The following is a 13,815-nucleotide window of genomic DNA, read 5'->3' on the forward strand; positions in this document are numbered from 1 at the left end:
GTTCTGCGGGTGAGCCCGGCACCGCCGGGCCGCGCCCTGATGGCCCTCAACGGGCCGGAAGGGCGCACGCCCCGCTTCAGGCGCTCTGGTTCAGATCACCGAAATCCCTGCCCTCTGCCGCCAGCTGCTCCAACAGCGGCGCGGGCTGCCAGAAAAAGCTGTCTTCGTCCGCATAGGCCTGGATATCGGCCAGGATGCCTTCAAGGCCTTGCAAATCGGCCCATTTCAGCGGCCCGCCCCAGAAGCGCGGGAAGCCATAGCCGAACAGCATCACCATATCCACATCCAGCGGGCGCCGGGCGATGCCTTCACCCACCACCTTGGCCGCTTCATTCACCATGGCGCACATATAGCGGCGCAGAACGTCTTCGTCAGAAAACGCCCGCGGGGTGACGCCCTGCTGTTTCTGATCCTCAGCAACCAGCTCTGCCACTTGCGGATTCGGCACGCCTGCGCGCTTGCCTTCTTCATAGATATAAAAACCTTTGCCGGTCTTCTGGCCGAAATCGCCGCCTTCGCAGAGCATCTCGTAGAACCGCGGCACCCGTTCGCGAGGGTCGCGGGTGGGCGCGCGGCGCTTTCGGGCGGCCCAGTTGATATCCAGCCCCGCCAAGTCGCCCATTGCAAAGGGCCCCATCGGGAAGCCGAAGCCTGTCACCGCTTTATCGACCTGAAAGGGCGAGGCCCCGTCCAGCACCACGTATTCCGCTGCCTTCCGGTAGGCATTCATGATCCGGTTGCCGATGAAACCGTCGCAGATGCCCGACCGCACTGCGACCTTCTTCAGCCGCTTGCCAAGGGCAAACCCAGTGGCCAGCACCTCCGGTGCAGTCTTCTCTGCCGCAACCACTTCCAGCAGCTTCATCACATGCGCAGGCGAGAAGAAATGCAGCCCGACCACGTCCTGCGGACGCGATGTGGCTGCAGCGATCTCATCCACATCCAGGTAAGACGTATTGCTCGCCAGCACCGCACCGGGCTTACAGTGCGCATCCAGCTTGCCGAAGACCTCGCGTTTTACACCCATGTCCTCGAACACGGCCTCGACCACCAGATCCGTATCTGACAACGCAGCATAGTCCGTGGCGACTGTCAGCGCCTCGCCTATCAGCTGCGCAAATTGCGCTTCGCTGATCTTGCCGCGCTTCAAAGCGCCGTTCAGGTTTCCTTCAATCCGGCTGCGGGCCGCAGCTGCCGCCTCTTCCGTCATCTCGACCAGCACGACCGGCAAGCCAGCCAGCAGTGCCGCCGTAGCAATCCCTGCGCCCATGGTGCCGCCGCCGATCACTCCCATCGAGTTCACCTCGCGCGGTTCGATCCCCTCCAGTTCCGGCAGCTTGCTGACTGCACGCTCGGAGAAGAAGGCATGGATCAGCCCCTGCCGCTGGTCCGACTCCATCAGCTCTGTAAACAGTTCACGCTCGCGTTTGAGACCTGCCTCAAAACTCTCCGCCTGCACCGCCGCTTGCACCGCCCGCACAGCAACAGCCGGAGACATCTGGCCGCGGCCCTTCTTCAACGCCGCGGCATAGGCTGCATCGAAGTCGATGGCTTCCGGCGCCGGCATCTCCCCCACCGCGCGGCGCGGGGCGCCTTGCTCCAGCAGTTCCTGCGCATAGGCCAGGCCGATGTCCCGCGGCTCACCCTCTTCGATCCGGTCAATGATGCCTTTCTCCAGCGCCTCGGCGGCGGAAAAATGACGGCCGCTGGTGATCATCTCCAGCGCTGCCTCCGTTCCCGCCAGCCGCGGAAGCCTCTGGGTGCCGCCGGCACCAGGCAAAATGCCCAGGTTCACTTCCGGGAGGCCCATCTTCGCCGCAGGCACTGCAACCCGGTAGTGCGAAGACAAGGCCACCTCCAGCCCGCCCCCCAGTGCGGTGCCGTGCATTGCAGAGACCACGATCAGCGGCGAGGCTTCGATCCGGCTGCACAGCCCTGGCAGATAGGGGTCCTGCGGCGGCTTTCCAAATTCGCGGATGTCAGCGCCGGCAAAATAGGTCCGGCCCTCGCCGTAGATCAGCACGGCACGGGCACCTTCGCTTTCAGCACGTTCGATCCCGGCGAGCAGTCCTTTGCGCACATCGATTCCCAGCGCATTCACTGGCGGGTTCTGTGCTTTCAGAACGGCAATATCTCCAACCCGTTCATAGGCAATGGCTTCACTCATCCGGTTATCCTCTCTCTTCCGGGGCAGCATGGCGTGGCCCGTCTCCCATTAGATTAGGCACGGCGCACATCATGGAGCCAGCCTCAAAACCTGCAGGCAAAGACAAACCCCGCGTCAGCGGACGCGGGGTGCTTCGTCAGGCACGCGGCCAACGTGTAACAAGTTTATACGGAAAAGGGAACTTTTGAAACTCACGGAACGTCACCCCTTCCAGGCCGCACCGGGTTTCGCTCATCCGCCTTTCACCACACCGCTCGCGATCCATGCATCAAAGATCTCCAGCGCCTTGTCGGCGAAGGCCTGATCATTAATGTGGCACTCCAGATCATGAAGTGCAGCGTTCCGCGGGCAGGATGAACGCATTTCGGAACAGAAAGCCTCCAATCCATCCGCATCGTGCAGAGGTGCGCCAGGGCGGTCCCACTCATTGCAGCCGCCTGCAGGCAGCAGCACAGCAACCGGTGCGGTGGCGGTGGACAGCTTTTTGCAGATTTCCTGCGCCACCTGCCGCCGCTCGCCTGCCTCCAGCATGGCTGAGGTAAGCAGCCGGTTGTGGGCATGGGTTTCACGCCCCTGCAGCGGAGCCGGCGTTTCCTGCCAGCCGACAAAATCCACCAGGTCATAGCAGCCCGGGGCCACCAGCTGCGGCGTGCCGGACTTGCCTGCATTGGTCATCCGGTCCGCCCCCGCCGACAACCCGCCGAACAGGTGGTTCGAAACCTCCTGAGGTGCAAAATCCATCACTGCGGCAAAGGCGCCCTCTGCGGCCAGGCTTTCGAACGCCCGCCCGCCCATGCCAGTGGCGTGGAACACGGCCACTTCGAATCCGCGCTCTTCCAGCGCCGGCTTCAGCGACACCATATAGCGCAGCACCGTTTTCCCGAATGAGGTCATGCCGATCAAGGGCCGGTCCCTTTTGGGAGGCTCAGCCGCGCGGGCAGCGCCAAGAACCGCGCCGGCTGCCTGGCTGAGCGAAGCCTTGCAGATCGAGTTCAGCCCATAGAGGCCGCCAGCCCAGAGGATCATCTGCACATCAGCCGGCATCCGCTCCGGAGGCATCAGCGGCGAAAATGCGACGGTCGAGACAATGTACTTGGGCACCCCGACCGGCAGCGCTGCGCATAGATCCAGTGCCAAGTCGGTGCCCATGGTTCCGCCCAGCACAATCACGCCATCAATACGGCCTGCCCGGTACAGCTCCAGCGCCTTCGCGGTCGCCCCTGCGCCCATGATCTGCATGGCCGTATTTTCATCGCCGGAAGCAATTGCAGCCTCGATGGAGCTGCCGCCAGCCTCCGCCACGTCATGTTTGCTGACATCGGCTGGCTGGCTGGGATCACCCAGAACGCTCACATCCATGGTCAGGACACTGCCGCCCTGCCCGCGGATCACTTCTGCCAAGTAGCCCAGTTCATCGTCCTTGGTGTCATAAGTCCCGGCAACCAAAATGGTCTTATCAGCCATTGGATCTTCTCCCGTTTCGTAAACTGCCCGGCAACACGTGCCTCAAGCGCGCAGGCAGCCCTTTCATCTTGCTAAAATACTCCCGCAGGAGGCCACAGGTTTTGCCCAGGCAAAACCTGTCTTACAATTGGATCCATGCGGTCTTCAGGTCGGTGTATTTATCCAGCGCATGCAGCGACTTGTCATGGCCGTTTCCGGATTGCCCGACACCGCCCAAGGGAACAGTATTGTCGGATCCACCGTATGTATTCACATGCACCACGCCCGCCCGGATCCCTGCCACCATCCGGTGTGCACGGCTCAGGTTTTGCGTCCAAACACCAGCTGCCAGGCCGTAGTCGGTAGCGTTGGCCAGGCTCAGAGCCTCTTCCTCGGTCTCGAATTTGATAACGGCCAGCACCGGTCCAAAGACCTCACGCTGGAACAGCGCATGATCGCGGGCGACACCGGTGACAATGGCCGGGGCCATATAGGTGCCGCCGGTCTCTTCCAGGATACGCCCGCCGCCGGTAATCACCTGGCCTCCTTCCGCCCGCGCCATATCCATGAAGGACAGGTTCTGGCGCAGCTGGGTTTCGGAATTCACAGCGCCAACCTGCGTGCCCAGGTTCAGCGGGTCGCCGACCCGCAGCGCTTCGGTCTCGGCCTTCAGCATTTCCACGAATTCGTCGTGAATGGATGCCTCAACCAGCAGCCGCGAGCCTGCGACGCAGACTTGGCCCGAATTACGGAAGATGCCGGCAGCCGACATCTTGGCCGTCTTGGCCAGATCCGGCGCGTCCGCAAAGACGATGTTTGGGGATTTTCCGCCAAGCTCCAGATAGCAGCGCTTGAGGTTCGAGCGCGCCGAGGCCTCCAGCAGCTTGCGGCCGGTTGCACCCGACCCGGTAAAGGCGAGCACATCCACATCGTTTGACATTGCCAGCGCCGCGCCGGCCTCGGCGCCAGTACCGGTCACCACATTCAGCACGCCGTCCGGCAGGCCGCATTCCGCGCAGATTTCTGCCAGCCGGAGCAGCGTCAGCGAGGCGGTTTCGGCCGGTTTCAGCACCACCGAATTGCCCATTGCCAGCGCAGGCGCCAGCTTCCAGGCGCCAATCATCAGCGGAAAGTTCCAGGGCACAATAGCGCCCACCACGCCGACCGGTGTCCGGTGCACCAGCCCCAGCACATCAGGCGCAGTTGGCGCAACTTCTCCGGCGACCTTGTCCAGCGCCTCGGCGTAATAACGGAAAGTGCCTGCCGCCGATCCCGGTTCGGCCTTCAGCGCCATGTTGAACTCGGTGCCATTGTCGCGCACGCCCAAGACTGCCAGCTCAACGGCCTCGGCCTGGATACGATCCGCTATCCTGTGCAGCACCTGTTTCCGTGCGGCGGGGCTCTGTCCCGCCCAGCGGCGGTCCTCAAATGCCCGTCGCGCCGATGCCACGGCGTTTTCGACATCTGCTGCAGAGGCGCCTGCCAGCGTGGTCAGAACAGATCCGTCAACCGGCGAAGCAACTTCGAGTGTCTGGCCCGAACCTTCCTGCCATGATCCTTCAAGAAAGAGTTTTTGCGGCGCAACATCAAGCTGCCGAAGCTTGTCGATGAGCGGTTGGTCTGCCATTCGGCCTCCTTCAGTTCTTTCCGGTCTTTCAGCACCCGCAGGATGTGGACCGCCAGAACGATGATGATGAGTAGAAACAGGATGAACGCCACCGGGCGATCAATGAAATCGAAGGGCTCCTTCACCCGCGCCATGCCCGCGCGCAGCTTGACCTCCATGATGCCGCCCAGGACCATTCCCAGAATGATCGGCACCGAAGGCAGCGACAGGCGCTTCAGCACGTAGCCGAGGACGCCGAAGGCCGCAGCCATCACGCAGTCGGTGGCGGAGTTGCGCAAGCTGTAGACCCCGACGAAGCTCAGCGTCAGGATGCAGACGCCGAGGAAGCGATTGGGGATGCGCACCACCTGGATCAGCGATTTGGTAGCAAAGAGCAGGAAGACAAGAACCAGGACATTCAGCACCAGCAGCGCCAGGTAAAGCGCAACGACAAAATCCATGTCGTTCTGGAACAGCCCCGGCCCCGGCACCACGTTGTGCACGTAGAAGACCGAGAGCATCATCGCCGTCAGCGCCTCGCCCGGGATGCCCAGCGCCAGGAGCGGCACCATGGCAGCGGCGGGCACAGCATTGTTTGCGGTTTCCGCCGCGATCAGCCCTTCCGACGATCCATTGCCAAAGTCCTGCGGCCGTTTCGAGGTCTTCTGCGCATAGGTGTAGGACATGAACTGCGCGGTGAATTCACCAACGCCGGGGATCATTCCCATCAGCACGCCGAAGGTCGCGGAAACCCCTGCCACGCGGGGGTGGCGGGCCAGCTCGCGCAGGCCTTGGAACATGCCGCCGCGCAGGCGGGTCATGCGGACCTTCTCGTCCTCGTCGGTCAGCAGAACAAAGGCCTGCGAGATTGCGAACAGGCCAAGCACCACCACGATCAGGTTGATGCCGCCGCCCAGGAAATCCTGCCCGAAAGTGTAGCGCTGGGTGTATTTCACCGGCTCCAGGCCGATGGTCTGCAGGAAGATGCCGAAACAGGCCAGAGCCCCTGCAACCAGCGCATGGCCGCGGTGAGCGACAACCACCAGAATGAGACCCAGCAGCGCCGCCAGGAAGATTTCGCGCGAGCCGAACATGGGTGCGATTTTGGCCAGCACCGGGGCAAACAGGATCAGGCAGATGACCGAGAAGATGCCGCCAAAGAAGCTGGAGGAATAGGCAAGGCTCAGGGCCCGGCGCGGCTCTCCGCGGGCGGTCATCGGATAGCCGTCATAGGTCGTGAGCGCATTGACCGCAGTGCCGGGTGTGTTGATCAGGATCGCCGGAATGGAGCCGCCGTACATGGACGACCCGTATATCCCCAAGAGCACGGTCAGCCCGACAATCGGATCCATCGAGAAGGTTGCGGGCAGCAGGATCGCAATGGCAACGGCGGGGCCGACACCCGGGATGGCGCCGATCAGCACGCCGCCGACCGAACCGGCCAGCAGCGCCAGCGCCACGTCCCAGCGCATCAGAATGTCTATTGCAGAGAGGATTAGGTCCATAAGACGCGCTCAGAGATAGAGAATGAAGAAACTGCGCAAGGCGCCGGGCAGATACTCATAGATCAGCGCGCCCGGGATCTTGACCGACAGGAAGCCCTTGAACAGCACCACGACGATGACGGCAAAGGCAACACCGGCCCACAGCATGAAACCGCTGCGGTAACCCATCCGCCAGCACAAGAGCGGCACGAAGGCCATTGTCACAGGCAGGTAGCCGATAACGGGCACCAGCAGGACGTAGCCCATGAACCAGCCCGCGAACTCAAACACCTGCCCCCAGCGTTTGACTTCCCACAGGTCATAGCGGCTGACCCGGCGCCAGGGCAGTTTGTACAAATGCAGGCCGCCCATCAGCACCATGCCGCCAATGGCGACGGCAGGCCAGAACCGGGGCTGGGCAAACAGCTTGGTCTTTTTGACCCAGGTGGTCTGCTCACCGATCAGGGCCAGCAGCAGCAGTGCCGCGGCCAACAGGATCAGGGCAAAGACCAGTTGCCCGCGCCGGGGTCCGGCAAAGCGGCGTTCACGTTCCGAAGGCATGTGAGGAATTCTTTGTCCGCGCGAGTGAAAGGGCACCGGGGCCAGTCACGGCCCCAGTGCGGGGGAGGATTACTCAGACAGCAGGCCGCCGATGCGGGCCATGGTGTCGATGTCATTGGACACGCGGGCGGCGCTGTCATCCGCGCTCTGCCAATAGACCAGCGCGCCGGTTTCCTTGGCGACGTTCTGGGCGCGCTCGCTCATCACGGTTTTCTCAGCCACTGCAATGATCTTATCCCGCACGTCCTGCGGCGTGTCCTTGGTCACGAAAAGACCGTTCCACAAAGCGATGTTCAGGCTCTCGTCCAGCTCACCGATGGTCGGCGCATCAGGCGCCAGCGGAATGCGCTCGTCAGTGATTGAGACCAGCACTTTGACCTGATCCAGGCACGGCAGCACCAGTTGCAGCGTGGTGTTGATCACATCTGCATCGCCGGATGCCAGGGTGTTGCAGTCCAGCGCGTCAAAGGCCGCGTCCGAGCCCCATTCGAAGCCTGCGTTCTTGGCGTAGGCCTTGGTCACCTGGGTCGGAGTCAGAACATCACCGAAATGGCCCAGCGCCACGTCGTTTTCCTTGGCATAGGCCGCCAGCTCTTCCATCGAGCTGTAGGGCGCATCACCTGAGGTGGCGATCACAAAGGGATAGGTCAGGAAGATCCCCAGCGGATCGAATTTTTCAGGCGTCAGCGGCGGGATGTCAATCTGGTGGCCCATTACCGGCACGCCGATGACGAAAGAGCCGATGGTGTAGCCATCGCTGGGCGCATTGGCGACTTCGATCGCTCCGGGGAACGGCCCTCCGCCGCCGCCCGGCTTGTTCACAACTGCTGCTGCAACACCGTATTCGTTCTGGAAATCCTCGGCGATCATGCGGGTCAGCACATCCTCCAGATCACCCGGCGGCCACGGCACAATGAAGTTCACCGGCTTCTCCGGATACTCGGCCTGCGCGGCAACCGCGCTCAGCCCCAGCGCCGCCGCTGCGGCCGCACCTTTCATCAGGGTTTTGAGTTTCATGGCTTTCCTCCCAGTTTTTCAGATTGGTTCATTATTCGAACCATTGGTTTGAATTTAGATTGACAGCCGATCCCGTTATCTGTCAAGAAAATTGCATCACGGGTGCGCCTTTTTCAGAAACGGCCGCCGGCAAGGACGAAACAGGGAGCACGGGCAAGAGCATGGGAACGGTATCCAAAGCCTTGTCGTTACTGACATATTTCAATCACGGACGGACCGGGATCGGGCTCAGCGACCTGACTCGTCTGTCCGGCATGAACAAGGCAACCGTCTACCGGCTGATGACCGAGCTGCAGGAATCAGGTTTTGTCGAACAGACCGATGGCGACCGCATGTACCGCCTTGGCCCGCAAGTTTTGCGCCTGGCGGCGCTGCGTGAGGCGGCAGTGCCGATTCTCTCGGTCTCGCGGCGGGTACTGCGGGACCTGAGTGATGAAACCGGAGAAACCACCCACCTTTCGCTTTTACAGGGTGGCCAGCTGAATTCGCTGTCTCACGCCTACTCCCCGCGCCATGCCACCAAGGTGATGATGGAAGACGCCGAGGTGCTGACCTTCCATGGGACCAGCTCGGGACTTGCGGTCATGGCCTATTCGGATCCGGACTTCACCGACAGCCTCCTGTCCCAGCCGCTGGAAGCGCGCACCCCGGCCACAATTACGGACCCCGGCGAGATCCGGGCGCAGATCGCCGATGTCCGCAGCTGCGGCATGGCGCAGTCCATTGGCGGCTATGAGGCAGATGTGCACTCCCACGCGGTGCCGGTTTTCGGCCCCGACCGCCAGGTGATCGGCGCGCTGGCTGTCGCCGCACCTGTTTCCCGCATGAGTCAGGAACAGAAGCAATTGATCCCTGCCGCCCTGCGCCGCGCAGGCGCCACCCTTACCCATCGCATCGGCGGCTCTGCCCCCGCGGACTATCCGCAGGACAGCACCGCCTGACTTCCCCCTCCCCAGCCCCTGCAGGGCTGCATCCAGGAGCTGACCCCATGAAAGACTCCAATTTCCTGAAAGAGCACAACGCCAAATCCCTTTGGCACCCGATGGCGCATCCCGGCGACAGCCTGGCCAACCCGCCCGCGATCATCACGTCAGCCCAGGGCGTAAAGATCACCGACGTCGACGGGCATGAGGTCGTGGACGCAGTCGGCGGCTTGTGGAATGTGAACCTTGGCTTCTCCTGCCAGCCGGTGAAAGACGCCATCGCGGCGCAACTGGATGTGCTGCCCTATTACTCAACCTTCCGCGGCACCACCAACGACCAGGTGATCCAGCTGGCCGAGGAGCTGCGCAAGTTCTTCGCGCCCGACGGTCTGACCCGTGCATTCTTTACTTCCGGCGGCTCGGATTCGGTGGAAACCGCCCTGCGGCTGGCGCGCCAGTACCACAAGATCCGCGGCGAAGAGGGCCGCACCAAGTTCCTCAGTCTCAAGAAAGGCTACCACGGCACCCACATGGGCGGCGCCTCTGTCAATGGCAATGCGAACTTCCGCACCCAGTATGAGCCGCTGCTGCCCGGCTGTTTCCAGATTCCGGCACCCTACACCTACCGCAACCCGTTCAACGAGAGCGACCCGGAGCGGCTGGCCCAGCTCTGCCTGCAGGCGCTGGAGGATGAGATCGCCTTCCAGGGTGCCGGCACCATCGCCGCTTTCATCATGGAGCCCATCCTGGGCGCCGGCGGGGTGATCCCGCCGCATGAAAGCTTCATGCCCGGTGTGCGCGAGATCTGCACGAAAAACGGCATCCTGCTGATTGCCGATGAGGTGATCACCGCTTTCGGCCGCACAGGCTCCTGGACCGGGTCGCGCCATTGGGGCGTGCAGCCGGACATGATGGCCACCGCCAAGGCGATCACCAATGGCTATTTCCCGTTCGGTGCAGTGATGATCGCGGACCGCATGACCGAAACCTTTGAGAAGGACGCCAGCGGCAAGGCCGCCATCGGCCACGGCTACACCTATTCGGGCCACCCGGTTGGAGCGGCGGCAGCACTGGCTTGCCTGGAAGAGACGCTGAAACTGAATGTGCCGGAGAACGCCGCCGCCCGGGGCACTCAGATCCACCGGGGTCTTCTGGACCTGCAGCAGAAGTACGAGCTGATCGGCGATGTGCGCGGCGGCCACGGGCTGATGAGCGCGCTGGAGCTGGTCTCCGATCGCGCAACCAAGGCGCCGGTGGACAAGAAAACCATCGGCAGATTGCAGGAGGTTGCTTATGAGGCCGGCGCCATGGTCCGGGTCAGCGGCCCCAACATCATCCTCTCCCCGCCGCTGGTGCTGAGCGAGGCAGAAGCCGCCGCCATCCTCTCCGCCCTGGACGCAGGCTTTGCGGCGGTGAGCTGACGCCGGCTGCAGACGCAATCCGCGCCCGGGCCGCCAGGCCCGGGCGCCACCAGATGCCATGGCGGGCCCGGGGCTTTGCTTCGGGCCCGCGCCTCCGGCAGCGCCGCTGGCGCGGCGCGGTTGCGTGATGCGGAAACAGGCGCGGCTGCCGCAGCCGCACCTGTTGCATCAAGCTCCGCTAATGTTCCGCGTCAGGCTTCCGGCACCTCCAGCACCAGCCCGTCCAGGTCCGGGTGCACTTCGATCTGGCAGCTGAGGCGGCTGGTTTCCCGCCGTTCCTCAGCAAGATCCAGCATGGCATCTTCGAATTCGCCGGCCGCACCGCATTTCGCCGCCCACTCCGGATCCACATAGACATGACAGGTGGCACAGGCGAGACAGCCGCCGCACTCGCCCACCACTCCGGGCACATCATGTGCCAGCGCCGCTTCCATCAGGCTTTGGCCATAGTCCACTGCTGCCGTGACGGCGCCGCCGCCCGGCAGTTTCCAGGTGACTTGCATCGGTTTTCTCCGCAGATGATCAGATGAAATGAACGTAGAAATCGCGCATGCCGTCGCCTTCCAGGTCCCGGGTCTTGCGCACTTCCTTGCGTTTCATGAAGACGTGATTGGCGACCAGCTCCGGTCCGACAGCCTCGGCCAGAACCGTATCCTTCTCCAGATCTGCAACCGCCCCCTTCAGGTCCACGGCGGTACCCTCACGGGCATCTGTGCGGTCGAAACCGTCGCCGGTCTCCATCGGCGGCAGCTGGTGGCCGTTCTCCACCCCCAAGCGTGCCGCCTGCAAGACCGCCGCCACTGTGGTGTAGGGGTTGGAGGAAGCATCCGCCATCCGGTGCTCCAGCCGCGCCTTTGCGCCGCCTTCCGAGCTGATCCGCGTGGTCACATTGCGATGGTCGCCGCCCCAGTTCTGCCAATAGCCCGACAGCGAACCCGGCTGCAGCCGCATGTAGCTGTTGGCGGTGGGCGCAATCAGACCCGCCAGCCCCTTGTGGTGGTGCAGCAACCCGGCCAGGCAGCCGCGCGCCAGATCGTTCATATGCTCCGGCCCGCCCCGCGGCCCGGAGGACAACGCATTGCCGCCAGCCTCATCCGCAAAGGAGAAGTTGATATGCATGCCCGAGCCCCCGGCCTCGGCTACCGGCTTGGGCATGAAGGTCAGCACGATACCGTATTCCAGCGCCACCTCCCGCGCCATCAGGCGGAACAGAACAATGTCATCCACCGCCTTCACCGCATCGTCAAAGGTGAGCGTGTATTCAAACTGCGGGCTGTCGAATTCAGCGGTGATCATATCGAGCGAAAAGCCCATGTCATCCGCCATCGCCCAGATCCGGTCATTGAACCGCAGGGGGTCGGCAAACGGCCCGGTGCCATAGACCACTCCGCCCGGCGCATCATAGGGCATCAGCCGCCCGCGGTCGTCCGCCTGCAAGGCAAAGGCCTCCAGCTCGATCCCCACTTTCGGCGTCAGCCCGTGTTTCTGCCAGTCAGCAACCGCCCGCTTCAGCGTGCCGCGCGGGCACAGCGCCAGCGGCCGGCCCTCGTCATCATAAAGATCGCCCAGGACCACCTGAGTGGAGGCGTGCCAGCTGTCGCGGATGTCGTCATGCAGCCATTTCAGCTCCATATCCGGCAGGCCCTGTTTCACCATCGAGCCCGGCGCATCCAGCAAGTCCCGGTCGTAATGGGTGCCAAAGACCGACCGGCAGAACCGTGTCGAGTCATCACCGATCTTGGAATTTGGCAGATACTTCCCCCGCATGATGCTGAGGTGGTCGCAGAACATCGCGCGCAGGCGGGTTTTCATGGCTCTCGGTCCTTCCCTGTTGGACTGTCATTGGCATCGTTTTCCCGTGCCTTATTACTTAACATATTTAGCGGTTACTGCAGAGTCTTTCCTACGGAGGAGCCCAGTTCACGCCGCCTCTACCCGTACCGGCAGCTCCTTGATGCCGCCGACAAAGTTCGAGCGCAGGAATTTATGCGGCCCTGCCGCCTCAATGCTCTTGATCCGTTTGGCCAGCTCTTGGAACAGCACCGTGACCTCCAGCCGCGCCAGCCACATGCCCAGGCACACATGCGGGCCGAACTGGCCAAAAGACAGATGCCGGTTCGGGCTGCGGTGAAGATTCACGTGAAATGGATCGTCGAAATAGCCCTCATCCCGGTTGGCGGAAGAGAACCAGTACAGCACCTTGTCGCCTTCGCGGATGGTCTTGCCATGCATCTCCACATCCCGGGTCGCGGTGCGGCGGAAATAGAGCGCCGGCGTTGCCCAGCGGATGATCTCATCCGCTGCGGTCTCCCAGACCGCACCGCCCTCCTGCATCTGCGCCAGCAGCTCCGGTTGATGGCACATCGCTTGGATGCCTGCGGCAATCGAATACCGCGTGGTGTCGTTGCCCGCTGCCACCAGCAGGCAGAAGAAGTTGCGGAACTCGGTCTCGGTGATCACCGAGCCATCCTTGGCCGGCTCCAGGATCAGATTCAGCACGCCTGAGGTATCCCCTCTGCGCGCCTTCTCCTCCATCAGCTCCTTGGCATACACATACAGCTCCGCCCCGGCAGGCGAATTGAACGGCATCATCCGGAACTCATCCGTCTGCATCTTGTCCAGCACATGCGAGGTAAAATCCGGGTCGGTATTGGCAATCAGCGCATCGCCCTTTTCGACCAGCCAGGGCAGGTCCTCTTCCGGCAGGCCGACCACCCGGCCCAGCATACGCATCGGCAGCTGGCGGGCGATCTCCTTGGTGGCATCGAACTCCCCCTTGGCCAGCGCCTGATCCAGAATATCGGCGCAGAGGCCGCGGATGTCCTGCTCATACTGCGCCATGGTGGTCTTGGAGAACGCCTTCAGCAGCTTCATCCGCACCTTGGAATGCTCCGGCGGATCGGTTTCCTGAAAGGTGCGGCGCGCCAGATACTCTTCGTAGGACTGATCCTCCATCCGGATCCCGCGTGCGGATGAGAACACCTCGGTGTTCTTGTTCATCACCGTGATGTCCTCATAGCGGGTCACCGACCAGAAGTTCCTGCCGCCCTCGTATTCGGTCCAATGCAGCGGATCCTCGCGCCGCAGCCGGGCAAAGGTGTTGTGCGGCGCGCCATTGGCAAATGCGTCGTGGCTGCTCAGATCCGCATAGCCGTCATCCGTGGGGGTCCAAACTGTCATTGCGGGCTTCCCT

At 62.8% G+C, this 13,815-nt stretch carries 11 protein-coding genes; 2 read left to right on the forward strand and 9 right to left on the reverse strand.

What is annotated here, in order from left to right; genetic code table 11:
* Window positions 1–76: 76 nt before the first annotated feature.
* The 6 genes from RA20_RS16070 to RA20_RS16095 form a co-directional block, all read right to left on the reverse strand.
* Entirely contained in the window at window positions 77–2,167 is a 2,091-nt protein-coding gene (locus RA20_RS16070; protein WP_039130933.1) for a 3-hydroxyacyl-CoA dehydrogenase NAD-binding domain-containing protein, read from the reverse strand.
* Window positions 2,168–2,398: 231 nt separating this feature from the next.
* A complete protein-coding gene (locus tag RA20_RS16075; protein ID WP_039130934.1) occupies window positions 2,399–3,631 on the reverse strand; it encodes a Tm-1-like ATP-binding domain-containing protein in 1,233 nt (410 codons plus the stop codon).
* A gap of 121 nt (window positions 3,632–3,752) precedes the next feature.
* Window positions 3,753–5,219, reverse strand: a complete 1,467-nt coding sequence (locus RA20_RS25095) for an aldehyde dehydrogenase (protein WP_152618530.1) — start codon at window positions 5,217–5,219, stop codon at window positions 3,753–3,755.
* The gene (locus RA20_RS16085; RefSeq protein WP_039130937.1) at window positions 5,102–6,721 is read right to left on the reverse strand and encodes a tripartite tricarboxylate transporter permease; all 1,620 of its coding nucleotides are present in this window, start codon (window positions 6,719–6,721) and stop codon (window positions 5,102–5,104) included. The genes RA20_RS25095 and RA20_RS16085 overlap by 118 nt, the downstream gene beginning before the upstream one ends.
* 9 nt (window positions 6,722–6,730) lie before the next feature.
* Window positions 6,731–7,261 (reverse strand): tripartite tricarboxylate transporter TctB family protein, encoded by a 531-nt coding sequence (locus RA20_RS16090; RefSeq protein ID WP_039130940.1) that lies wholly within the window; start codon window positions 7,259–7,261, stop codon window positions 6,731–6,733.
* 69 nt (window positions 7,262–7,330) lie between these two features.
* Window positions 7,331–8,278, reverse strand: a complete 948-nt coding sequence (locus tag RA20_RS16095; protein ID WP_039130942.1) for a tripartite tricarboxylate transporter substrate binding protein — start codon at window positions 8,276–8,278, stop codon at window positions 7,331–7,333.
* Window positions 8,279–8,439: 161 nt separating this feature from the next.
* Between RA20_RS16095 and RA20_RS16100 the strand changes: the two genes are divergently transcribed.
* On the forward strand, window positions 8,440–9,219 hold the full coding sequence (locus RA20_RS16100; protein WP_039130944.1) for an IclR family transcriptional regulator: 780 nt from the start codon (window positions 8,440–8,442) through the stop codon (window positions 9,217–9,219).
* A 47-nt stretch (window positions 9,220–9,266) separates the two neighbouring features.
* A complete protein-coding gene (locus RA20_RS16105) occupies window positions 9,267–10,622 on the forward strand; it encodes an aspartate aminotransferase family protein (RefSeq protein WP_039130946.1) in 1,356 nt (451 codons plus the stop codon).
* A 191-nt stretch (window positions 10,623–10,813) separates the two neighbouring features.
* On the opposite strand, the gene RA20_RS16110 is transcribed toward RA20_RS16105, so the two are convergent.
* From RA20_RS16110 to RA20_RS16120, 3 genes are all read right to left on the reverse strand, one after another.
* Window positions 10,814–11,125 (reverse strand): 2Fe-2S iron-sulfur cluster-binding protein, encoded by a 312-nt coding sequence (locus RA20_RS16110; RefSeq protein WP_052249031.1) that lies wholly within the window; start codon window positions 11,123–11,125, stop codon window positions 10,814–10,816.
* Between the two features lie 19 nt (window positions 11,126–11,144).
* Complete coding sequence (locus RA20_RS16115; protein ID WP_039130949.1) at window positions 11,145–12,434, reverse strand: glutamine synthetase family protein; 1,290 nt, start codon at window positions 12,432–12,434, stop codon at window positions 11,145–11,147.
* Window positions 12,435–12,542: 108 nt separating this feature from the next.
* Window positions 12,543–13,802 carry a cytochrome P450 gene (locus RA20_RS16120; RefSeq protein ID WP_039130951.1) on the reverse strand — a complete coding sequence of 420 codons (1,260 nt, stop codon included), beginning with the start codon at window positions 13,800–13,802 and terminating at the stop codon, window positions 12,543–12,545.
* Between the last annotated feature and the right edge of the window lie 13 nt (window positions 13,803–13,815).

This window comes from Leisingera sp. ANG-Vp, from assembly GCF_000813725.1.
In the GTDB taxonomy this organism is placed as follows: domain Bacteria; phylum Pseudomonadota; class Alphaproteobacteria; order Rhodobacterales; family Rhodobacteraceae; genus Leisingera.